The following is a 23028-nucleotide window of genomic DNA, read 5'->3' on the forward strand; positions in this document are numbered from 1 at the left end:
ATGCATCGACAACTGTAGAAGCGGTGATCAATGAACTGTCAGATTATCCTCTTCAAGCGATTACTAATTCATTGACTCATGCCCAACGATTGGCAGCGCTAAAACAGAGTACGATTACGGTTTTGCCTGGAAGATTAGACAAAGAACAATTATTTTTATATGGTGCGGATACTGTTGCCAAACTCGCCCAATTTCAGGCAGATTACACACTGTTAGGAGTGTTTGCCCTTTCCACAGAAGGCGTATTTATCCATACGGAAGAAGAAGGCATGGTCAAGCGTCAGATGGTGAAACAAGGAAAGTATGTCATTGCAGTAGCTGACCATACAAAGTTAGCAACGACTGGTTTTTTTAAAGTCTGTGATCTGCCGGAGATCGATCTTTTAATCACCGATCAACAACCAGACATCGAGTTACAAGCAGCACTTGCCGCAGCAAATGTGGCCATTTATGTAACAGAGTAAATCAGAAGGAGTTTTAGCCATGAAAAAAGAGATTGAATTAGCCATTTTACCAGAACCACCTATTTTTGAAGAGGTCGCTCCAGTTTTTTTAAGTGATGCGACCATGAGTCAGCGCAAACAAAGTGTTTTAGAGCGAATGGCTGCTGAAGAGTTTGACACATTGGTGATCTATGCAGACAAAGAACATGGCAGCAACTTTGAATATCTGACAGGATTCCTGCCAAGATTCGAGGAAGGTCTATTGGTTTTAGATAAAACTGGCGCCGCAACACTCATTTTGGGAAATGAAAACTTAAAGCTGCAGGCTCATTCCCGCATAGCGGCAGAGCTAGTCCATTACCCACAGTTTTCGCTGCCGAATCAGCCTATGACAGGAGAAAAATCACTATCCTCTGTTTTTTCTTCTTTAAGGTTTAAAGAGAAGAAAAAAATTGGCATCATTGGGTGGAAGCTGTTCACGACGCATCACGAAGATCCAGCCACACTCTTTGATGTTCCCTATTTTATCGTAGATGCAGTCAAACGGGCAGTCACAAGGACATGTCATGTGGTAAATGCTGCTCATTTGCTGATTGGTGAAAAAGGAAGCCGTAGTCACAACAATGCCAATGAAATCGCTCATTATGAATATGGGGCTAACCTTTCTTCTCGTTGTATTTTGAGTGCGATGAATGCGATTGAAGTTGGCAAAAAAGAAGCCGAAATTGGTGCCTATTTGTTGGCAGAGGGACAAATGCCTTCTGTGGTGCCAATCGCTGCTAGCGGTAAACGATTTGAATTTGCCAATCTTTATCCAACGCACAAACGAATTGCTTTGGGTGATCCTTTCTCAATGACGATTGGTTATAAAGGGGGACTCTCCAGCCGCACGGGGTTTGTCGTCTCAGAAGCAAGTCAATTGCCGGCTGAACAACAAGATTACCTTGAACGTGTCGTGAAACCGTATTACCAGGCGATCACCACTTGGTTGGAAGCAATTCGAATCAACCAAACTGGTGGCGAGATGTATCGATTGATTGAAGAAGTTCTGCCAAAAAAGAGTTATCACTGGCATTTGAATCCTGGACATCTGGTTTCGGATGATGAGTGGATGTCTTCACCAATCTACGCGGACTCTCTTACACCTTTAGAAAGCGGCATGATGTTCCAAGTAGATATCATTCCATCTGTTCCTGAGTATACTGGTGTCAGTGCGGAAGAATGTATTGCATTAGCTGATCAAGAACTGCGACAAGAATTAAAAGCCGATTATCCAGAGTTGTGGGAACGTATCACGAAACGCAAAGAATATCTCGAAAACTGCTTGAATATCCAACTATCTCCCGATGTTCTACTTTTATCAAACACAGTCGCTTATTTGCGTCCATTTTATTTAGCGAAGAATCAAGCATTACGAATCAAAAAATCACGCTAATTGGATTCATCCTTAGGCGAATTTGAGGATGAAGATAGTCGAATGAAAGTCATAGCTAAAGTTAGGAGGCACAAATGAATACGAGAGAAATCAAATTGATCGTAAGCGACATTGATGGAACGATTTTAGATGATACCCATCAGATCGACCCAAACTTACAACAGGTGCTGCAACGATTAAAAGAGCGTAAAATTCCTTTTGTCTTAGCGTCTGCACGATCACCAAAAGGGATGCAGCACTTAGCTGAAGCGTTAGGAATCACCGAGTATCCTTTGGCTTGTTACAATGGCGCGTTAGTTCTGGCAAACGGAAATCTTTCTGCTCCGCCTATCTCAAGTCATGAAGTTGCAATCAAAGAAGTTGTGCGAATCATCAGTGAGACAAGAGCACACTTCCCACAAGTTTCCATCAATCTTTATTCAGGTAAAGTTTGGTATGTGGATCGGCTTGATGAATGGGTAAAAAAAGAAGCCGCAATCACGGGGGAGGTGCCGCAGGAGGCAGATTTATTGGCCTTAGTACAGTCCTTGCAAATACCCGTTCATAAATTACTTTTGATCGGCACGTCTGCTGAGATCCAAAAAGTAAAAGGTTACTGGGAAAAGCGATCTTTGAAGACGAGCGCTCTTTACCTTTCAAAAGATAATTACTTAGAAGTCACGCATCGAGAAGTTTCAAAAGAAAAAGCATTGATGGAACTGGCTTCTTATTACAATGTGCCTTTAGCGCAAACGTTGGCAATAGGAGATAACTTCAATGATTTACCTATGATACTAAAAGCTGGAGTAGGGGTCGCAATGGCCAATGCACCACGAAGGGTCAGGGAACAAGCGGATGCCGTTACACTTTCAAATAACGAGAGTGGAGTTGGAGCTGCTCTTCAGAAATTTGTCTTATCGATCACTTCCTGAAGGCTAGCTGATGGGAATATCCGGAATCGTTAAAGAAAACAAATCGTGTTACAAAATACACAAACGGATCTTTTGACACGATTTTAGCCTCTATTTTACACTCAAAGTTATAACGTTTGTTATAATCTATCGTTTATAAGGAGGACAAATGAATAAGAAGCTCGTAAAAACATTATCTAGTTTTGCGGAGACGTTGGGGTTGTCGGTAGATCCAAAAATGGGTGTGATCTACGGTACGTATCGTTCGTATAAAGTTATATTGACACAATTGAATAATAATAGTTATTCTTTCGCAGCGACTTTTTCGATCAGCAAAAATCAAGAACTACCTAGCTCAGAGCAAGTGAGACAAGTAGTGACTGATTCCAAAGACATATTGGACTGCTCTGTACAAGGTTACCAAGTCACTTATACATTCCGAGGGGCAATGACTGTTGCCAAAACCAAAGAAAAATTGGTTGCTGGTCTAGATACAGTCACTGATTTTCTTAAAGAAAATCACTATCAAACTGTCTGTCAGTTTTGTGGAACAACGGAAGCGCCGATAGATACCTACAGCATCGGTGGGCTGCCAGTGATCGCTTGCAGTGCTTGTTTCAAAAAGCAAAATGAAGCGATGCTTGCTAGCCTACATGAGCAGAATCAGAAGAAAGAAAACTGGCTGGCTGGGATAGTTGGTGCATTTATAGGTTCACTGATTGGGGTCGGTGTCATTATTTTACTTGGCCAATTAGGTTATGTAGCGGCATTATCAGGTATTGCAATGGCTGTCTGTGCTTTAAAAGGGTATGAACTTCTTGGCGGAAAGCTGAGCAACAAAGGCATCATCGGTAGTGTTTTGATTATGGTCATCATGGTTTATCTAGGCAATCGGATTGATTGGTCTATCAGTGTAGCCAATTATTATACCGATGTCGATTATTTCTATGCATTTCGGATTTTGCCTGACTTGCTAAGAGAAGGTTATTTAGAAGCTAGTCAATACTATGGGAACCTAGCTCTTGTCTATCTGTTTACTGCAATTGGTGCGATCCCTACGATTCTTAGTGTGATAAGAGATCGTAAGAATAGTAGAGAAAGCTATAAAATGGAAGCTTGATAACTGTTTGACTGTGAGACGTAAGGAGCTGATAGGATGTTCTTGCGTATCACAGTTTTTTCTTGTTTGAAAGAGAGCATAAAGGTTGTAGATTAGTTATTTATGAAAAAAATGAGCGAAAAACTCTTGCAATTATCATAATTATTGATTAAAATCAAATTCAACTTCAGAAAATTCTGAAAATTATGAACTTAAGGGGAAGAGGAAAATGAAAAAGTGGGCCTTTGGATTGGTAGCAGTGTGTGGTGTCTTATTAGCCGGATGTACGACAGGAGGCACGAGTAACACAGGAGAAAGTACTTCCTCGAATGGAACAGCAGCAGCGGAACAGATCTTCAATGTTGTCGTCCAGCAAGAAATGCCTAGTGCCGATCTTTCTCTTGCAACTGATACGATCAGCTTCAGTGCATTGAATAATGTCTATGAAGGATTGTATCGTTTGGATGCTGACAGTAAGCCGCAACCTGCTGGAGCTGCTGAACTCGCAGAAGTGAGTGAAGATGGATTGATCTACCGATTGAAATTGCGAGAAGATGCTAAGTGGTCGAATGGTGATCCTGTAACAGCTGCGGATTATGTTTACGGCTGGCAACGGACAGTAAAAGCCGAAACAGGTTCAGAATACGCTTATTTGTTTGCCCCAGTAAAGAATGCTGAATCGATCACTGCAGGAAAAACAGATCCTAGCGAGTTAGGGATCAAAGCAGTCAGTGAGTACGAATTAGAGATTACTTTAGAAAAAGCAACCCCCTATTTTGATTATTTACTAGCTTTCCCATCTTTTTTCCCGCAAAATCAAGGAATTGTGGAAGAAAAAGGTGATCAATATGCAACGACCAGTGATAATTCTGTGTACAATGGCCCATTTGTTTTGACAGGATTTGATGGACCGGGTACAGATACGGAATGGTCCTACGAAAAGAATGATCAGTACTGGGACCAAGGAAATGTTAAATTACAAACCATCAATGTCAGTGTTGTCAAAGAATCTGCGACATCGTTGAATCTATTCCAAGATGGTCAAGCAGACGATGTGATCTTAACAGGAGAATTGGCGCAGCAAATGGCAAATGATGAAGCTTTTGTTTCAGAGCCTTTGGCCCGGACCTCTTATATCGAATTGAATCAGCGAGAAGAAAATTCTCCATTCCGTAACGAAGATTTGCGAAAAGCAATTTCTTATGCAATCGATCGTGATGCCCTTGTAACCTCAATTCTGGGGGACGGATCCCTAGCTTCGACAGGATTGATTCCAGAAGGTATGACTTTCAGCCCGACGGATAACAAAGATTTTGTTGAAGATGCTGGCAGTGTGATCGAATACAATGAAGACAAAGCGAAAGAACACTGGGAAAAAGCCAAAGCAGCTTTAGGAATCGACTCATTAGATTTTGAAATCTTGGCTTCTGATACCGACTCGACTAAAAAAGCGATCGAGTATGTCCAAAGTGCAATCGAAAGTACATTGGATGGTGTGAAAGTCAATTTGAGTCCGGTACCTTTTTCTGTTCGGCTAGATCGTTCCAACAACGGAGACTTTGATGTTGTCATGGGCGGATGGGGGGCCGACTATGCAGATGCCAGCAGCTTTACAGATCTGTTTGTTACTGGAAATTCCTATAACCGTGGACGTTGGAGTAATCCAGATTATGATGCAGCAGTGAACGCCGCTGCTTCAACCCATGCGGGAGATCCTGAAGCCCGTTGGCAAGATCTACTAGAAGCAGAAAAAATCATTATGGCGGAACAAGGTGTCATTCCTGTTTACCAAAACGTGGAAGCCCATTTGCGGGCGCCAAAAGTCAAAGGAATCGTTTCTCATGGTGCAGGTGCGCAATATGATTACAAATGGGCTTCTATTGAAGAGTGAGTAGCATTGAATTAAGCAGTTGATCAGCAAGAAGTAAAAAATCCTCTTATCGTCAAACATTCTTGGCAAGTGTGCTTCAGAGTGAAAAACGATGGGAGGATTTTTTTAGATTATCAGAAAATCTTTGTAGTTACTTACACAAAGTTAGTGGAAACGACGATAAAACAGAGAATAAAAAAACACAGAAAAAACCTTGGAGATGAAAAAAATCAAGTCCAAGGTTCCTTTTTCGAAAGTATTTTTCACAAAGAAAACAGTAAAAAATTATTCGCTGACTTTCACGTCACCTGTAACAGATGCGCCTTCTTTATCAAGTGTTGCTGAATCTTGAATTTCTTTAGAAGCGAACGTGATGTTTCCTTCAACTTTAGTGCCGTTCAATACGAAGCCTTTTGCATTTACTTCGATGTCGCCTTTCACTACACCGTTAACGATGTTGAAGTTTTCTGAGTTAACAACTAATTTAGGAACAGTTACAGTGTATTCAGCAGTTACTGTACGGTTTTCGTCTTGAGAGTACAATGCAAATTTACGGTAGATATCATTTGCAGCGTCCCCTTTGTCATGGAATTCGCCGTCAACTGTCAAATCTTTGTCGAAAGTCATGTTGTCTGTAACAGCAACGATCCAGTTACCGTCTGCGCTCAATGCTTTTTCAATGACTGAAGTTTGGTCACTTACTGAAGCTGTTGAAACAACATCATCTGTTGATGCAGTTGTTGCAGTTGAAGCAGCAGTTGATGAACTTGCAGTTGTATTGTTATCAGAACTACATGCAGCTAGAAGAGTTCCTCCCATTAGCAATGAAGCAGCGATTAAAGTGATTTTTGTTTTTTTCATGTTACCTTCTCCTTTGTATGCCCATAGTTTTCTTAAAAACAAAATGATTATACCATAGAGGAGTTTAGTTTGTGAAACAAAAAACATAAATGAGGAGAAATTTAATAAATATCAAGCAATTCTTACTGAAAATATCATAATCTAGTTTCAAGAAAGAAAAATCCATGAGAAAGGCAGCTTTAATGAAAATTATCTTTGCAGGGATGAGAGGGGTATCTACGAATCAATTGACGTTTCAGGGAGTCATTGGGAATTTTCTCTACTGACTTTTAAATAATTTTACTTTTAAATAATTTTAAAATAGAACTAGAATAAAAAGAAGGCTAAAAATTTCCTTAAAGTTTCCAGAGAAAAGTTTGTTAAAATAAAAGAATTGCTTGATGCGTGTTGCTACAAGAGGCAAGTATCGATTGGCGTTGAGTCTTGTACTTGAAACCATAGCCTAGATAGCACTGTCTTAGAATTCGCTATTTTACATGTTCTTATGTACGCAAAAATGTCGTTTGTTCTACAAATATTCTACAAAGCGCAAAGAATATGTGAAAGGAATAAGGTGATAAAAGGGCTAGAGACAGGATTAGAAAAGCTTTTGCCAAGGAAAACTTAAGGTTTTACGAGTATTGAAAAAGAAAAGCAGCATTATCATTGCTATTTTTCTTCTGGCATGGTATTCTATAAAAGTAAAGTTCTGATATGTTAATACTTGTTTATCTTTTGATACGCACTTCAATTACACATCATTTTCTATTACAAAAATAAACACACACGATGTGTAATATGGAGGTATACGTTTATGAATAACGGTACAGTAAAATGGTTTAATGCAGATAAAGGTTTTGGATTTATTACAGGTGAAGATGGCAATGATGTATTTGCACACTTTTCAGCTATCCAAGGCGACGGCTTCAAAACTTTAGATGAAGGTCAAGCAGTGACTTTCGACGTTGAAGAAGGCCAACGCGGCTTGCAAGCAACAAACATTGTTAAAGCTTAATAACAACTTTTAGAAGAAGATCGGTAACGGTCTTCTTTTTTTGTTTTAAAGTAAACCCATTTTCTGACGGCTTGAGAAGCTCTGAGGAAAAAATGATGGAATGATTCAATGAATCTCAAAAAAGGACTGCGTCTAGTTAACAGACACAGTCCTTTTTTTGTTGGTCATGATTTTTCGTTTTTGACCTCTGTTGGCTTTCTTTCTGAAACGTGATAGGTGTTGCGGATCAGTGACTGGCAAATTGGCTATTGTATAGTTGAGCATACAATGATGGTTTTGCTAACAGTTCCTCATGATTGCCTTGCTCAATGATTTGTCCTGCTTCCATCACAAGGATCAAATCAGCATTCTTGATCGTAGAGAGGCGATGGGCGATGACAAAACTTGTGCGATCTTTCGTCAATGTGTCCATTGCTGTTTGGATCATTTGTTCGGTTCGGGTATCAACACTGGAAGTCGCTTCATCCAGAATCAAAATAGCTGGATCAGCCAAAATTGCACGAGCAATCGTCAAAAGTTGTTGCTGACCTTGTGATAGTTCGGTTTCAGATCCTATGATCGTCTCGTAGCCCTTCGGCAGTGTCCGAATAAAATGATCGCATTGTGCTGCTTTTGCGGCGGCAATGATTGCCTCTTTCGTTGCATCTTCTTTTCCGTAAGCAATATTCTCTGCAATCGTTCCTTCAAACAACCATGTGTCTTGTAAAACCATCCCAAATTTTTTGCGAATGTCTGTGGCTGAGAAATCTGTCATATCATAGCGATCGATCCGGATCTTGCCTCCATTCAGTGGATAGAAGCGCATCAGCAAGTTGATCAAAGTTGTCTTGCCGGCCCCAGTAGGCCCCACGATGGCTACTGTCTGTCTAGGTGCAACTTGTAGGTTCACATGTTGCATCAATAATTTATCTGGAGAATAACCAAAAGAAACATCTTCAAAATCGATTCTCCCCGACAATTCTTCTGGGACTGCAAGAGGGTGTTGGGTTTCTTTTTCTTCTGGATAATCCAAAATCTCAAAGATCCGTTCCAATGACGCTAATGCACTTTGTAACGTATTGATAATATAAGAAGCTTGTGTGATCGGTTCGGAAACTTGATTGGTATATTGCAGGTAGGCTTGGATCAACCCGATGGATAACTGTCCATTGATTACCATCATTCCACCAATCACAGCACTTACGACAAACCCGATTTGGTTGATAAAGCGAATGAACGGATTGATCGCATAGCTAGCAAATTGTGCTTTACGAAAAGCATGAAATTGCTTTTCACTTAATTCGTGCATTTCTGAAGCGACAGCAGATTGCTGATTGTAGGATTTGATCAATAAATGGGCAGTATAAAACTCTTCTGCCCGGCTACCGACTGCTCCCAATGTTGTCTGATTTTCTGAAAAGTAAACCAAATTTCGCTGAGCCAGTCGATGGGTAGCGAAAGCACTTATCAGTAGGATGATGATAATCCCTACAGTTAATAATGGACTGAGCCAAAACATCACACCAAGACCAAATAAGATACTGAGAGTGGCTGTAATGAGTTGCATCAATCCGACTTGAAGGACTTCAGAGACTTTATCCAGGTCTAGAATCGCTCGGCTTAAAATATCGCCTGTCTGATGCGTATCGTAAAATCGTACCGGCAACCGATTAAACTTGTGCGTCAATTCTTTTCTGAGGGTTAAGGTCAATGTTTCGCTGACACTGGCCATTGTGTATTCTTGTAAAAATGAAAATAGACTGATCATCAGCCAGGAAATCCCTAGAAGGAGCAGTGGCCATTTGATGACTTGCAAGAATTCACTTGGTTGCCAGCCTCCTTGCTGAAGCAAAGTGATGAGATTATCCAATCCTTGACCCAACAGTAATGGTGCGATTGTCATAAGTGTCGCGTAGCAGAGAGCGGAAATCAAAATCAGTCCGAAGCGGCTTTTTTGCTGGAATAATAAGTGTAAGAGCCGCATGCTCGTATGTTTTAAATTTTTTGGTGCATCAGTTATTTTTTTGTTCATTTTTTTCTCCTCCTATTCCTTGCGAAGCCGCAAATTCTTGATAGGTGTTACAGGTTTTCATCAGTTCTGAATGGGTCCCTTTTCCGACGATTTTTCCTTCATCAAGAACGATGATTTGATCAGCATCCATGACAGTTGCAACACGCTGTGCCACGATCACTACGGCTGAATTATGGACATAAGTCTTTAATGCTCGCCGTAAATTTGCATCTGTTTGATAGTCAAGCGCCGAAAAACTGTCATCAAAAAAGTAAATGTGAGCGGGCTTCACTAATGCGCGTGCAATACTCAAACGTTGTTTTTGTCCACCAGAAAAATTGCTGCCTTTTTGAGCAACGTGACTGTCAATCCCATTGGGCAGACTCTCGATAAACGACTCTGCTTGCGCGATTTTGACGGCCTGTGCTACTTGTTGCGGATCGGGATTGACAATCCCGAAAGTCAATGTGTCCCAGATCGATCCACTGATCAACAATGCTTTTTGAGGAACATAGCTGATAAATGATCGTAGTGCGACCTGTGAGACTTCTCGGATATCACGATCATATAATGTGATTGAGCCGTTAGAAACGTCTTTTAACCGCAAAAGTGCTTTGGCGATCGTACTTTTTCCTGATCCGGTGCCGCCAACAATCGCAGTGGTCTGTCCGCGATGGATCTCAAAATCAATATCTTCCAGTATGGGTTCCTCTGCCCCAGCATAGGTGAAGGAGACATGATGAAAGGCAGCTACTAATGAGCTTTCTTTTGGCAAGATTGGCTGTGGACCGTCTGTCATCGTTTCTTCTTCAGACAAAACTTCTTCAATCCGCTGCAAGGATGTCAAGCCTTTTGGGATCATGACGATCACCATTGCTGCCATGGTCAAAAACCAAAGGCTCAAAACGGTATATTCGATGATCGCAGTGATACTGCCGATGGGCAGGTTTCCTGAAAGACTTTGGAAACCGCCGAATCCCAAAATGCTTAGAATGGAAAGCCCCATAAAAAAGTGTACGGCTGGATTCAAAACAGCGAATAAACGATTGACTTGGATCATCACTTTTGCGTACCCTTCAAAGGTTTGGTCTGTCCGCTTTTTTTCGAAACTAGCTTTGTCAAAGGCGCGAATCACCCGCACGCCTGTATAGGTTTCACGCAAAATCCGCATCATCGCATCTACTTTTTTCTGCGTTTTTTTTGCCAAAGGGATTGCTTGATAAATGACAAAAAGTGCGACGATCGAGAAACAAGCAATCGCTGCAATAGGGATCCACACCATTCGCCAAGATACACTACCTGTTAAAATAATCGAAGCCAAAATGATCAGTGGAGCGGGAAGAATCATTTGTAACGCCATCATCAAGATTTGTTGAATGTTATTGATGTCATTCGTTGTTCTTGCAAGCAAGGTTGGTGTACCATATTTTTCAAAACTAGAGATCGCAAGCTCCTGAATTTTGTTAAATAGTTTGATCCGAAGATGATGCCCGAACTTCCCTGCTAGATGGGCAGAAAAATAACTAGCACTGACAGCAATCACACCAGTTCCTAGTGCAACAGCCAGCATCCAGGCTCCATAGCGGATGATCGCTGATTGATCTTGTTTTAAAATGCCATCATCAATGATCTTGGCTACAAAATAGGGAAGAAAAAGTGTCCCAAAAGAATGGATCAGCATAAATAAAAAAGTACCTAGAAATAGGCGTTTTTCGGTGAAAAAAAATTGTTTTAATTGTTTCATAAAAATTCCCTCCAATTACGTCGTTCTGTGCTAGAATAAACTGTAACGTAACGTCACAGTCAATAGGAGGGAGGCATTTTTTTTGAAAAAATTTTTGACCATCAGTGAACTTACGGCTTATGGCGGTGTTAGTCGTCGTACACTGCTTTATTATGATCAAATCGGGCTGTTCAAACCTAAACAGATCGGTGAAAACGGGTATCGTTATTACGGATTTGAACAGTGTGCGGAATTAGATGTGATTTTGGTCTTGCGAGCATTGGATATGTCCTTAGAGGAAATCCAAACATTTCTAAGAAACCGCAATCCTGAGACGATGCAAAAAGAGTTGATTGTCCGTCGTAAAGAAGTAGATCAGAAAATAACGGAACTAGAGGAACATAAAGCCGTTTTGGATCGGTTCATTTCGCGATTTGAAAAAGTACAGACAGCCGATTTTACCAATATGACTTATAGTTATCGGTCAGAAGAATATTTTGCTGTTTCTGAAGAAATCAATGAGTACGATGAGACTTCGGTCTTTCAGGCTTTTTCACGTTTTTATCCTTATTTAGATTACAAGGATTTATTTAGTGGCTACCCCATCGGTTATTTAGTAGAAGGATCTGCATTCGATCAAGAGTCGATCCATGAAGCGCCGTACCGTGCATTAGTGATGATCCCCAAAGAACGACTGCCTCTGTACTCGGAGCAGGCAATTATTTGTAGACCAGCAGGCAATTATGTGTCGGGATTCGTCAGAGGGGAGATCCATCATTTAAAAGATTTTACAAAACGATTCAAAGCCTATCTGGAATCATTTAATTTACAGATAGATGGAGATATCTGGGAACTGATGTGGCAAGATGATGTATCCACGGATCAAAAAGAACAGCAGATTTTTGAAGTGATGTTGCCTGTTAAGGAAAGAACACCAAGCTAAATCTACGCAAGAATTGAGAGGGAGTCTGTTGGCGACATTTTTGCTAAAATGTGTTATACTAGTTAAATACGAGAAATATTTTTGTACCAACGTTATCTTGTTTTTAGGAAATTTATTCAAAACTGGCGTAACTTCAGAGTTACAAGGATGCAGTAGAGGTTAGGGATTGCATCGTTTAAATGAGAAATAAATAATAGTAGTAATAGTCTGCTTCAACTTTCAAAGAATAAATATTGCATCGTTAGATAGCCTTCCCGTCTTATGACAGGAAGGCTATCGTTCATTTTATAGGAAGTGTCAGCCCATTATCTGGACTCTTGTCTTCCAATAGCGAGTCAACATATTGTTTTAGAAAATAAGAATATGTTGCCAGCAGCTGGTATTCTTCGGAATGGCGAATCGTTTCTTTTTCTTCTTGCGAATAAGTATCGTCACCAGTAAATAACGCTGCATTCATCTTTGAAATAAATGTACATAATATGTTGATTTGTTCTTCTGTCAATTCAGTAACAGATGCGAGCTGTTGGCGCACCATTTTAGTTGTGTCTTGTTGAAAAATGGTTGCTTGATAGTTGCTATACTGCAAAAGATGAGGATCTGTCCGCTTGTTCTTAGCAGCCCATTGGTCCAAATCAATCACCTTTTTTTGGTAGTTGATCGTTTTATCAGTAAGTGTTACGACCCCATAGCCAAGTTCTTGTGTGGAATAAGAGCCGGTGACAATTTCCTGAATACCAGAGGGTCCTTCTGTAATATCTTGGATATGGATGTGTCCAGAAAAAATCGCTGGTACCTGATAAGCAGTTAGTAATTGCTGCAATTGCGCCGAGTTATCTAAAATATAACCTTCCTTCAACAATGAATTATGTTCCAGAAGATTATGGTGCATGAAGAGAAGTGGTGTCTGCTGCTGTTGTTTAGCTGCTTCTAGTTGATCCTTCAGCCATTCTAAGGTGCTTTCTTTCAACCGTCCATTCGTAGTTGGCTGGTTCCAATTCACTTGCTCTTCATAAATACATGAATCAAGTAATACTAAGCGATACTGGTCATTGAGATTGATGCTATAGCTTAATGAGGTCCGATCAACACTGTCGGCTTTCTCGTAGCCTTCGGAAAAAATATCTTTGAAATCTTGCGGGCTGATTTGATCGGCATAAAATTCCTTATCCCCATCAAAAATTCTGGCCCAACCATTGTAAATCTCATGATTGCCGGGCAAACTCAGTACCATGATCGAAGCTTCTTGTAATGGTGCCAATAACTCGGCGAGAGATTCTGCACTTGCTTTCTCTCCATTCAATGTCATGTCCCCTGTCAAGATCACTCCTGTTGGCCGTTTTTCTAGAGCTTCAGCAACAAAAGCTTCCAAACTTTCTGTCTGATAGCGCATTTCTTTACCAGCGGCACCTTCAGCAAACTGGTTGAAGGCTATACCATTATCGTGAAGTGTTGAAGACAGGAAGTGAACATCGCTTAGCAGCCAAAATTCGCTTTCTGAATCTTGCTGCAATACACTGTTCGCTTTTTTTGTTGTCCAAAGAGCAAGCAAAAGTAAGCCGCAAACCAAAGCGCTACTGATCCAGATAATTATTTTTCTTTTGGAAATGATGCTTCCTCCTTTCGAGTGGTATCCTTCCTATTATAGGAAGAGAAAACTTGCTTGTCACTTAGAAAGGATCAAGTATTTTGCTTACACAGTATTTTCTTTAATGAAAAAAAGAAACGGATAAAGAGAGAGCCAAAAGAGAGAAAAAAGAGGATTCACGCTGTAAAAAAGCAAATTTTTTGGTTTTTTCAAGAGTTTTTGGACTGCCTGAAAAATAAAAAAGCGCTTTTTTATCGATTTCTTTTTTTGAAAAACATTTTTAAAATGCTGTTTTATCAAGCTTTATAGCTAGCATAGAAGAATATTTCTGATAAGAATTGTCTTTGAAACATTTTTGTAACATTCCTTTTATCTGTATGTCATATGCTTATGTTAGAATTCATTTGTCGTTAAATCGAACTTTAAATTTTCTTATATTAAGTAAATTTTTTATTAAGACAACTAATTTACACAAAAAGCGCTAGTCGGAGGAAAAACGAGTGAAGAAAAGTTTGTTATCAGCATTAATGGTGTGTTCTTTAACATTAACAGCAGTTGCAGGACCAGGAGTAGTATCAGCAGATTCCATTGATGATCAAATCGAACAACAAAATCAAAAAATCGATTCCCTAAAAGGACAACAAGCAGATGCTCAATCACAAATCGATTCTCTAGAAGCAGAAATTGATTCAGTGAGTGCAAAAGTCAGTGACTTAGAAGCCAAACAAGTTGCACTAGGTAAAGAAGCAGAAAAATTGCAAGATAAAATTGCAACTTTAAAATTACGTATCGCAAAACGTGAAGAAGCCATCAAAAAACAAGCACGCGATGTGCAAGTAAATGGTCAAAGCACAAACTTTATCGATGCAGTTCTAGAAGCAGATTCTTTGACGGATGTTATTGGTCGAGTACAAGCCATGACAACAATCGTAAATGCCAACAATGATCTAGTTGAGCAGCAAAAACGCGACAAAGAAGATGTTGAACAAAAAGTAGAAGAAAATGAAAGCAAAATTCAAGAAGTAGCAGCAACTCAAGCTGAGCTGCAAAATCAAAAAGATGCATTAGCTACGAAACAAGTAGACTTGAATGTGTTAAAAGCTAATTTAGCTGCTGAACAAGCAACAGCTGAAAAAGACAAAGATGCGTTGAACAAGAAAAAACAAGAAGCGGAAGCTGAAAAAGCACGTGTCTTGAAAGCTCAACAAGAAGCAGCGGCTGCTAAAAAAGCAGAAGAAGCAAAACAGGCAGCAGCATTGAAAGAAGCGCAAGAAAAAGCAGCTGTTACAGAAGATGTTCAAACAAGTACAACGAAGACAGAAAGTTCTTCAGATACTTCTGTTGTTGAAACAGCAACTGCTGGATCATCAAGCAGCTCAAGTTCATCAAGTAATAGTTCAAATTCATCAAACAGTTCTTCATCAAATACAAATAACAGCAATAATTCTACAGTTAATACCGGTGGTAGTGGCAAAGACCACTCATCATCAGGTAACATGTATGCAGTAGGACAATGTACATGGTATGTTAAAAATCGCGCACCATGGGTTGGTACTTACTGGGGAAATGGTGCCCAATGGGGTGCCTCAGCAGCAGCTGATGGCTACACAGTGAATGGAACACCAGCCGCTGGAGCAGTTGTTGTCTTTGCCGCAGGCCAATCCGTTGGCGGAGAGTGGACAGCAGATGGTACGTATGGACACGTAGCCTATGTAGAATCTTATGATCCTGCAAGCAATACCATTACGATCTCTCAAGGTGGAATGGGCTTCCCTTCACCTACAGGACCAAACACAGCAACAATGAATGCATCAGGTTATACTTACATTCATCGTTAATCAAAATAATCTGGGACAGAATACATGACTTCTGTCCCTTTTTTTGTTTAGTGATGTGAGCGAATGTTTTTTACTTAATATATTCAAAAATATTTTGTTGGCTTTAAATGTTAATTGTTGGAGCTACCAGAACGTTTAGAATAAGGTGACAGGATGACTATCATAGTTTAACAAGATTTTTTTTACAATATGCAAGTTAAAAAAGTACGTGCATGTATTCTTTGAAATAATTTATTACGTTCTTTTGAACATCAACTACATGAAAAAAATTAATTTGGTGTTTTTGTTTAGTTCTAAAAATAGCTCATTGATAGGAGTGGTATTAATGAAAAAAAACGATAATGATGAACATTTTATGGAAATAGCACTATCATTAGCTGAATTAGCCGTCACTAATGGAAACGAGCCATTTGGTGCTGTACTGGTTAAAGATAACGAAGTTGTCTTCACTAACGAGAATCAAATAAATTCATTAAGCGATCCTACTTTTCATGCGGAACATGGTTTGATAAGACAATTTTGTCATGTGAATAATATTATGGATTTATCCGACTATACCCTTTACTCTAGCTGTGAACCATGTTTTATGTGTTCAGGTTCAATGGTATGGTCGCGGCTCGGTCGGTTGGTATTTAGTGCCTCTGCTAAAGATTTAGATCAGATTTTAGGTGAGCAATCCGAAACAGAACCTAGCAAAATTGTATTTTCACATTCAGTTTGGTCCCCGCAAGTGACGGATAATATTCTTAGAGAAACTGGCGTTAAATTATTGAAGAAGTATTTTGCAACGTTTTAAAATTATTTGTGAAAACAGGGTTCAGGAATAATCAGTTCCAGTTTTTCAACCTTAAAAACCACTAATGATGAATCATTAGTGGTTTTTTTGTGGATGAAAGTTCTTTGTTTAATAAATATTTTTAATTGAATAGATGTAGATTGAATAGATGTGAAAGTTGCGGAAGGTAAATTATTTTTTTGATGTTTGTCAAAATTTGCCAAAGAAATGTTTATTGGCAAAAACGATATCAGTAGTGGCGCTCAGACGATGGTTGGTCCAAATGTCACTGTCCTGCCAGGAGAAATCCTTGTGTTTGCGTTTGTAAGAGCACAGAAGAAGACAGTCAAATACTATCAAAAAGGCATGTAGATCAACGAAAAAGAGTCGAAAGTAGCGGAAAATCATAAAAAACTGAGGAGAAATAAAGTGAACTTTCATTTCTCCTCAGTATAAAGCGCATTTGTTCAAATTTACGAAAAAAGATGATTTTTTTGAAGGAAAATTATTGGTAGGACGTTTGTTCTATCACTAATCTTTATCTAGATTTATTTTGTGATTCATCCAAGAATCAATTCTTTTCGGATCAGAAAAAGGCACTAAGTTCTTTTTTATAAGTAACCAGCATGCTTTCCATGCCACGGGACAGCAGTGTATATAATATTCGCTTGTCTTGCGTTGTATGGAATTGTTCGTTTGAAACGTCATAAAGAATGACATGATCAAATTCTCTTCCTTTAGCGATATCAATCGAATAAACAGGAAAGGGGAGTTGATTTGTCTGTCCTTTGAGATATTCTTCCAAAAAAGCAGCCTCCTTATGGCTCTTTGTCAGTATCGTATATTGCTTTCCCTTTTTTATGAAAGGTGTGATAGTTGCCAGCCATTCCAACTCGTTTTCAAAACGAATAAATCGGGGAGGCTCTCCGGCCGGGCGAACAGGCATGATCGACATAGTTGTATGGTTGGCAAGCTTTGCAAACAATTTAGTAATTTCACCACTGGAACGGTAACTAGTTCGTAAGTCATAGCGTGTGACTGATCGATTGTTAGCCTCAAAGATTTCTTGAATCTCTCTAAAATCAATCGCAGAATTAAAAATTGCTTGATTTTCATCTCCAACCATGGTGAAGGCTGCTCGGGGAAATAGTGTCAATAACAGCGCACACTGAGCGGGTGTATAATCTTGGATTTCATCGATCAGCAAAAAAGCCAGCGAGGGTACTGGAAGTTTCTCGATAAATAAGTGTCGGTTGAATAAGCGAATTACTGCTTCATCTAACGTGATAGTAGAATGTTTCAGATAAGGCTGTTGGGTGAACGCCGTATAATAGTGTTCTAAAAATTGATCCTCATCGATCCAGCTATTCTGGTTCAATTGTTCATCAACGACTTGATACCTGGTTCGCAATAATTGTTCGGTATACTTTTGAATACTGGAGGGAGAGTCATCTTCGATCAAATGACCAAAGTATCGTTGCTGCTGCTGTTCAGGAAGTGCTAATACTTGATCTTGCAAGTGGTTCTTTTTGGCATTTCTGATCAATTGTGACTCCCACTCACTTATTAATCGTTTCTTGGTTGCTTGCAATCGCTCGATCATAGGGAGTTGTGGTGTAGATTGATAGATTGACTGAATCTTTTCTTTGGCTATAACGACTTTACCCTTTCGAAGGATTGAGTGAAACAAAGGTTCGATCAGGGCTGTCTTGCTGGCTGATTCTTGCAGAAAAGCCACAAACTTATTGCTGCGGAGCGTTTCTGTTTGAAAAGAAGTAGGTTCTTGTAAACGGGAAAAATAGGCTTCCTCATTTTCTAAAGGAACTGTATTTGCTTCTTGCAGCAAATACGAACAAAATTGACGAATCGTCTGATTTAAAGGATTCTTTTCACCTAATGAAGGCAAGACATCTGAGATATAGTGGATAAAATCTTGATTGGGTGAAAGGATCAGTACATTGTCAGATGTGATCTGACTACGGTATTGATACAATAAATAAGCGACCCGTTGCATAATAACTGAGGTTTTTCCACTACCGGCTACCCCATTGACCAATAAGGTTTGACTTGATTGGTCACGAATGACTGCATTCTGCTCTCTTTGGATGGATGCTGTGATGTCGCGCATTTTTTTGCCGTCGTTCTTTTCTAGTGCGGTCAATAAGACATCATCTTGGATCGCGACAGAAGTATCGAAAAAGCGGATCAGTTTATCATGAGCAACAATTAATTGCCGTCTATTTTCAATAGATACAGCAATTTCATGTTCATTGACTTGGTAAGAAGAATCCCCTAACGTATTGTTATAAAAAAGCTCAGCGATTGGAGAGCGCCAATCATAGACTAAGTTATGACTATCTTCATCTGCAAAGCCGTTGATACCAATATAAAAGGATTCAGCGGATTCACCATCAAGAAAGTCAACGACTATTTTCCCAAAATAGGGTGACTGGAGCAAACGTTCTACGGCTGCCAGTTCTTTTTCAGCTGTTTGTAAACTCAGATTCATTTGGTCAATTTCACGATTTTTGCTCTCAATGGCAGCATAAGTTTCCAGACTGTCTGACAAGTTATCAAAATTGAGTCGAATATCCGTGTCAATTGTTTGGAGGTCTTGCAAATGGCTTGCGTAGCCTTTATCCAGAAAAGAGCGTAGGGCTTTTTTTCGAGTGACCAATTTTTGATAAACAAAAGATAAATGACGTTCCTCTAATATGCGTTGCTTTTCCATCTGTTTTCACATCCATTTCCCAGAGTATGTTTCATTATACGAGGTAGCGGCAAAAATACTAGTCTGTTTTTTACTCGTTTTTTCCTGTATAATAACTATAGGGAAAAGAATTGCTGATAGAATTATTAATCAGCAATTCTTTATTATTTTTAAAAATAATAAAGGCTAACTCCATACCTAGCTAACGGGAGACTGTAGTTTTCAGCAAAGTAAATTGACTTTTGGTCTATTAGCCTACTGTTCTTTGATTCATGTTCAAAAAACAAACTCTTTCTGCTTGTATTTCTATGTGTAACAACTATACTGATAACAAGCAGAAAATGCAATTTAATGAGTAGCGGAGGAATGTCAGTATGTCATTACTATTATCGCCAGTTGAACTGGCGGGGTTATCGTTAGAGAATCGTGTTGTCCTTTCACCAATGTGCATGTATGAAGTGAAAAAAGAGGATGGGGTTGCCACGCCATTTCACTTTGTTCACTATGGTGCTCGTGCATTAAGTAAAGTTGGCTTGCTGATCATTGAGTCAACTGCTGTGGAAGCAGATGGAAGAATCACCAAGAATGATCTTGGTTTATGGAATGAAGCGCAACAAGTTGAGCTATCAAAACTTGTTGCATTGCTGCATGGTTTCGGTAGCAAAGTGGGGCTTCAGTTGAACCATGCTGGGCGCAAAGCAGCGGATGCAGGTTACCCAATAGCACCTAGCGCCGTTCGCTTTAACGAAAGCTATGCTGTACCTCATGAAATGACGCTTGCTGAAATCAATCGCGTCCAAGAATCCTTTGTGGCAGCAGCCAAACGTGCGCAAGCTGCTGGCGTAGACATGATTGAATTGCACGGAGCTCACGGATATTTGATTGATCAATTTCTCTCACCAATCGTGAATCAGCGGACAGATGAATATGGCGGATCATTAGCAAGTCGCTATCGTTTCGTTAAAGAAATTGTTCAAGCGGTTCGAGCTGTTTTTGATGGTTCACTTTGGATGCGGTTGTCGTTAACCGATTATGAAACAGATGATAAACAAAATTCAATCACAGAATGGCAACAAATTGGACAGTGGCTTGAAGCAGATGGGATTGATTGTTTAGATATCTCTACGGGCGGTTTGTTAGATAGAAAGCCAACGATCCCGATTTATGAAGGGTATCAAACACCTTTTGCAACAGCTATGAAAGCAGCTGTTAAGATCCCAGTGGCTACCGTTGGGATGCTGGATAACCCTAATTTATGTGAGCACATTCTGCAAACCAATCAAGCAGATTTGATCTTACAAGGTCGAGCAATGATCAGAAACATCAATTGGTTGGCAGATGCTGCTACCCAGCTCCACGATCGCTCATTTCAACCTTATAATGATTCCTATGGGCGAGGAATCAAAAGGTAATCAGACGCACAGTATGTTCAAGCATACTGTGTGTCTGATTTTTTTGTAACTAGTATGCTTTACATACTAGTTGGTTCCTGTTATACTCAAAACAACTAATATGTAAAACATACTAGTCGGAGATGATTCGGGGAGGTGAATGTCGTGAGAGAAACGCAACTGTTAAAGGGCGTCTTAGATGGATGTGTCTTGCAGATTATTTCAAAAAAAGAAATTTATGGGTACGAGCTTGTACAAGAATTGAGAGGATATGGTTTTGAAACGATCGTTGGCGGTACGATTTACCCCTTACTTCAGAAACTGGAGAAACAACGTTTGATCAAAGCTGAACTGAAAAAATCACCAGATGGACCAGACAGGAAATATTTTTCATTGACAGAAGCTGGAGAAGAGTACCTAAACAGCTTTAAAAAACAGTGGGAAAACCTAGTAAGTAAAGTAGAACGAATTATTGAGGAGTGAGAATATGAATAAGAAAAAACAGATGGCATTCTACCGAGACAAGACCAATGAGATCGCAAAAAAATTATCAGGAAGCAATCAGAAGTTTTTTGAAGAGTTGAGGGAATATGTGCTTTTTTCTAGTCTTTTTTATGATGAGGCTACCATCGTTGCTCAACTCTATGAAATTGCAAATGATTTATTTGAAGCGCAAAGACATGGGGAAGAGGCACAGCATTATTTTGGCAACAATCCCAAAGAAGCAGCGGACGAAATTCTTCGTAATACGCCTAAAAGCAGGTTGAGTGATCAGCTCTATCTGATTTATATGATGGTCGGTATTTCATGGCTGATCCAATTGTTTAATGATTTTTCTGCGAACAATATTTTGCAACTGAATCTTTTTTCTTATGCTATAACAGCTGTGTATTCTATCCTTTTGGTCATTCTTTTTTTCTTTGGTATGCAAAAAAACGTATACTTGAAAAAGAATTTTATCAATAGTAAAGCAAAGAAATTTCTAATTCTGTGGGGCATAGCGAGTTTGTGGATTGGTGGCTTGATTTTGTTGAATCGATACACCCCAAATCTTTGGCTGGTAACGGTGCCTTCTCCGATGGATAGTGTGTTTATGCTTATGCTATTAGTGGCTGCCTGGAGCATGCTTTACTTGCGAAAAGAAAAAGATTTTTATCCATTCGGTTTTATGTTAACGATTTTCGTTGTACTGGGAGTAATCCAAAGATGGGCTTTCAAGGAAAATTGGACACATGAGGTCTGGTATAAAGGAATGCTAATCGCTTTGCTTTTAGCTGCATTTGCTGTCTATATCATTTGGACCAGACGTTCGACGAAAGAAAAATAAGCTAGTTATCTATCGAGGACAGAAAATAAGCGCAATGCTTCAGAGTAGCTCGCTGCACTGGATGAGAGAAAACGTCATAAAGCGAATTTTCTGCAATTCATGCTACACTAGTTGTAGCTGAATGGAGGGAACATATGGCGATTACAACAGATCTTTTTTTTCATGGCAATACGAAGAAAGCTGCATTTTTTGAAGGATGGTATTTCAAACATCAAATTGGGGATGCGGTTTATGCATTTATTCCAGGGCTATCGATTGAATCGGATGGAAGAAAACAGCCATTTATTCAAGTGATTAGTCATGAGGGCTCCCATTATTTCCCCTTTAGTGAAGCGGAATTTTCAGCTGCTGAAGACCAATTATCAATTAAGATCGGGGAGAATCACTTTAGTGAACAAGGAATTTCGCTATCATTAGAGAGTACTGAATTATCAGTTAAAGGCACATTGACCTACGGTGCCTTTCATCCAATATCTCGTAGTCGCTATGCACCAAGTATTATGGGTCCTTTTTCTTACCTCTCCTTTATGGAGTGCTATCATGGTATTTTAAGTATGGCTCATCGCCTCTCTGGCACTTTGAAGTGGAAGGATCAAACACTGGATTTTTCTGAAGGTATTGGTTATCTCGAAAAAGACTGGGGAACATCGTTTCCCGCTGCCTATCTTTGGGCGCAATGCAATCAATTTGAAGCGCCTGATGTCCGATTCTTTTTCTCAGCAGCAGACATTCCTTTTTTAGGAACGGCTTTTTTAGGGATTATTTCAGTCTTACAAATAGGGGATAAAGAATATCGCTTGGCAACGTATTATGGTGCCCGCTTAGATTCTGTGACTCGCAAACAAGGTCGATTAGTGATTATTGTTAGGCAAAAAGGGCTTGAACTAACGATTGAAGTTGCAGAAAAAGAGGGCCATTCCTTGATGGCACCAACGGATGGTGTGATGAATCGAATCATTCGGGAAAGTGCCAGTACGGAGATTTTGCTGACGTTGATAGAAAATGGCCAGACGATTTTCCGACAAACGGGTTTCTCTGCCGGTTTTGAAGAATCTGGCATCGTTCGTGGATATACCTATTAAGATTAAAGAGCGAATCCGCTGACATCATGTCAGCGGATTTTGCTATAATGGAAGTATCCTAATTTTGGAGGC

General features: G+C 39.7%; 18 protein-coding genes. 13 read left to right on the plus strand and 5 right to left on the minus strand.

Annotation, left to right across the window (positions count from 1 at the left end):
- The 5 genes from EG2_RS09205 to EG2_RS09225 all read left to right on the plus strand — a co-directional run.
- Positions 1-464: DeoR/GlpR family DNA-binding transcription regulator (locus EG2_RS09205; RefSeq protein ID WP_409359864.1), on the plus strand; the 464-nt coding region annotated here is incomplete at its 5' end.
- Between the two features lie 19 nt (positions 465-483).
- The gene (locus tag EG2_RS09210) at positions 484-1878 is read left to right on the plus strand and encodes a M24 family metallopeptidase (protein WP_060814466.1); all 1395 of its coding nucleotides are present in this window, start codon (positions 484-486) and stop codon (positions 1876-1878) included.
- Positions 1879-1952: 74 nt separating this feature from the next.
- Complete coding sequence (locus EG2_RS09215; protein ID WP_060814467.1) at positions 1953-2789, plus strand: Cof-type HAD-IIB family hydrolase; 837 nt, start codon at positions 1953-1955, stop codon at positions 2787-2789.
- 148 nt (positions 2790-2937) lie between these two features.
- Complete coding sequence (locus EG2_RS09220; protein WP_060814468.1) at positions 2938-3888, plus strand: hypothetical protein; 951 nt, start codon at positions 2938-2940, stop codon at positions 3886-3888.
- A gap of 208 nt (positions 3889-4096) precedes the next feature.
- Positions 4097-5758 (plus strand): peptide ABC transporter substrate-binding protein, encoded by a 1662-nt coding sequence (locus EG2_RS09225; RefSeq protein ID WP_060814469.1) that lies wholly within the window; start codon positions 4097-4099, stop codon positions 5756-5758.
- A 264-nt stretch (positions 5759-6022) separates the two neighbouring features.
- Here the strand turns inward: EG2_RS09225 and EG2_RS09230 are convergent, their stop codons facing one another.
- Positions 6023-6598 (minus strand): polymer-forming cytoskeletal protein, encoded by a 576-nt coding sequence (locus EG2_RS09230; RefSeq protein ID WP_005470607.1) that lies wholly within the window; start codon positions 6596-6598, stop codon positions 6023-6025.
- Between the two features lie 793 nt (positions 6599-7391).
- Here EG2_RS09230 and EG2_RS09235 point away from each other — a divergent pair.
- Positions 7392-7592 carry a cold-shock protein gene (locus tag EG2_RS09235; protein WP_003125681.1) on the plus strand — a complete coding sequence of 67 codons (201 nt, stop codon included), beginning with the start codon at positions 7392-7394 and terminating at the stop codon, positions 7590-7592.
- A gap of 226 nt (positions 7593-7818) precedes the next feature.
- Here the strand turns inward: EG2_RS09235 and EG2_RS09240 are convergent, their stop codons facing one another.
- Both EG2_RS09240 and EG2_RS09245 read right to left on the minus strand, forming a co-directional pair.
- On the minus strand, positions 7819-9603 hold the full coding sequence (locus tag EG2_RS09240) for an ABC transporter ATP-binding protein (protein ID WP_060814470.1): 1785 nt from the start codon (positions 9601-9603) through the stop codon (positions 7819-7821).
- Positions 9584-11326, minus strand: coding sequence for an ABC transporter ATP-binding protein (locus tag EG2_RS09245; RefSeq protein WP_060814471.1), 1743 nt, complete (start codon positions 11324-11326; stop codon positions 9584-9586). The genes EG2_RS09240 and EG2_RS09245 overlap by 20 nt, the downstream gene beginning before the upstream one ends.
- An 82-nt stretch (positions 11327-11408) precedes the next feature.
- Here EG2_RS09245 and EG2_RS09250 point away from each other — a divergent pair, with 82 nt between their 5' ends.
- Positions 11409-12248 carry a MerR family transcriptional regulator gene (locus EG2_RS09250; RefSeq protein ID WP_060814472.1) on the plus strand — a complete coding sequence of 280 codons (840 nt, stop codon included), beginning with the start codon at positions 11409-11411 and terminating at the stop codon, positions 12246-12248.
- 280 nt (positions 12249-12528) lie between these two features.
- Here EG2_RS09250 and EG2_RS09255 read toward each other — a convergent pair whose 3' ends face one another.
- Positions 12529-13815 (minus strand): metallophosphoesterase, encoded by a 1287-nt coding sequence (locus tag EG2_RS09255; protein ID WP_060814473.1) that lies wholly within the window; start codon positions 13813-13815, stop codon positions 12529-12531.
- A 518-nt stretch (positions 13816-14333) separates the two neighbouring features.
- Here EG2_RS09255 and EG2_RS09265 point away from each other — a divergent pair.
- Both EG2_RS09265 and EG2_RS09270 read left to right on the plus strand, forming a co-directional pair.
- Positions 14334-15671, plus strand: coding sequence for a CHAP domain-containing protein (locus tag EG2_RS09265; RefSeq protein WP_060814475.1), 1338 nt, complete (start codon positions 14334-14336; stop codon positions 15669-15671).
- 325 nt (positions 15672-15996) lie between these two features.
- A complete protein-coding gene (locus EG2_RS09270) occupies positions 15997-16467 on the plus strand; it encodes a nucleoside deaminase (protein ID WP_060814476.1) in 471 nt (156 codons plus the stop codon).
- A 565-nt stretch (positions 16468-17032) separates the two neighbouring features.
- Here the strand turns inward: EG2_RS09270 and EG2_RS09275 are convergent.
- Positions 17033-19177 carry a HelD family protein gene (locus tag EG2_RS09275; protein WP_060814477.1) on the minus strand — a complete coding sequence of 715 codons (2145 nt, stop codon included), beginning with the start codon at positions 19175-19177 and terminating at the stop codon, positions 17033-17035.
- 353 nt (positions 19178-19530) lie between these two features.
- On the opposite strand from EG2_RS09275, the gene EG2_RS09280 reads away from it, so the two are divergent.
- From EG2_RS09280 to EG2_RS09295, 4 genes are all read left to right on the plus strand, one after another.
- Entirely contained in the window at positions 19531-20568 is a 1038-nt protein-coding gene (locus EG2_RS09280) for an oxidoreductase (protein ID WP_060814478.1), read from the plus strand.
- A 144-nt stretch (positions 20569-20712) separates the two neighbouring features.
- Positions 20713-21030 (plus strand): PadR family transcriptional regulator, encoded by a 318-nt coding sequence (locus tag EG2_RS09285; protein WP_060814479.1) that lies wholly within the window; start codon positions 20713-20715, stop codon positions 21028-21030.
- A gap of 4 nt (positions 21031-21034) precedes the next feature.
- Positions 21035-21874, plus strand: a complete 840-nt coding sequence (locus EG2_RS09290) for a DUF1129 domain-containing protein (protein WP_060814480.1) — start codon at positions 21035-21037, stop codon at positions 21872-21874.
- Positions 21875-22008: 134 nt separating this feature from the next.
- Positions 22009-22956, plus strand: a complete 948-nt coding sequence (locus EG2_RS09295; protein WP_060814481.1) for a tocopherol cyclase family protein — start codon at positions 22009-22011, stop codon at positions 22954-22956.
- The last annotated feature ends 72 nt before the right edge of the window (positions 22957-23028 follow it).

The organism is Enterococcus gallinarum NBRC 100675 (genome assembly GCF_001544275.1).
Lineage (GTDB): Bacteria > Bacillota > Bacilli > Lactobacillales > Enterococcaceae > Enterococcus_D > Enterococcus_D gallinarum.

Excerpts from the sequence above, each read along its gene's own strand:
- EG2_RS09245 (WP_060814471.1), bottom strand. The coding sequence starts at position 11,326 with ATGAAACAATTAAAACAATTTTTTTTCACCGAAAAACGCCTATTTCTA.
- EG2_RS09210 (WP_060814466.1), top strand. The coding sequence starts at position 484 with ATGAAAAAAGAGATTGAATTAGCCATTTTACCAGAACCACCTATTTTT.
- EG2_RS09235 (WP_003125681.1), top strand. The coding sequence starts at position 7,392 with ATGAATAACGGTACAGTAAAATGGTTTAATGCAGATAAAGGTTTTGGA.
- EG2_RS09270 (WP_060814476.1), top strand. The coding sequence starts at position 15,997 with ATGAAAAAAAACGATAATGATGAACATTTTATGGAAATAGCACTATCA.
- EG2_RS09225 (WP_060814469.1), top strand. The coding sequence starts at position 4,097 with ATGAAAAAGTGGGCCTTTGGATTGGTAGCAGTGTGTGGTGTCTTATTA.
- EG2_RS09290 (WP_060814480.1), top strand. The coding sequence starts at position 21,035 with ATGAATAAGAAAAAACAGATGGCATTCTACCGAGACAAGACCAATGAG.
- EG2_RS09215 (WP_060814467.1), top strand. The coding sequence starts at position 1,953 with ATGAATACGAGAGAAATCAAATTGATCGTAAGCGACATTGATGGAACG.
- EG2_RS09240 (WP_060814470.1), bottom strand. The coding sequence starts at position 9,603 with ATGAACAAAAAAATAACTGATGCACCAAAAAATTTAAAACATACGAGC.
- EG2_RS09230 (WP_005470607.1), bottom strand. The coding sequence starts at position 6,598 with ATGAAAAAAACAAAAATCACTTTAATCGCTGCTTCATTGCTAATGGGA.
- EG2_RS09280 (WP_060814478.1), top strand. The coding sequence starts at position 19,531 with ATGTCATTACTATTATCGCCAGTTGAACTGGCGGGGTTATCGTTAGAG.
- EG2_RS09220 (WP_060814468.1), top strand. The coding sequence starts at position 2,938 with ATGAATAAGAAGCTCGTAAAAACATTATCTAGTTTTGCGGAGACGTTG.
- EG2_RS09275 (WP_060814477.1), bottom strand. The coding sequence starts at position 19,177 with ATGGAAAAGCAACGCATATTAGAGGAACGTCATTTATCTTTTGTTTAT.
- EG2_RS09295 (WP_060814481.1), top strand. The coding sequence starts at position 22,009 with ATGGCGATTACAACAGATCTTTTTTTTCATGGCAATACGAAGAAAGCT.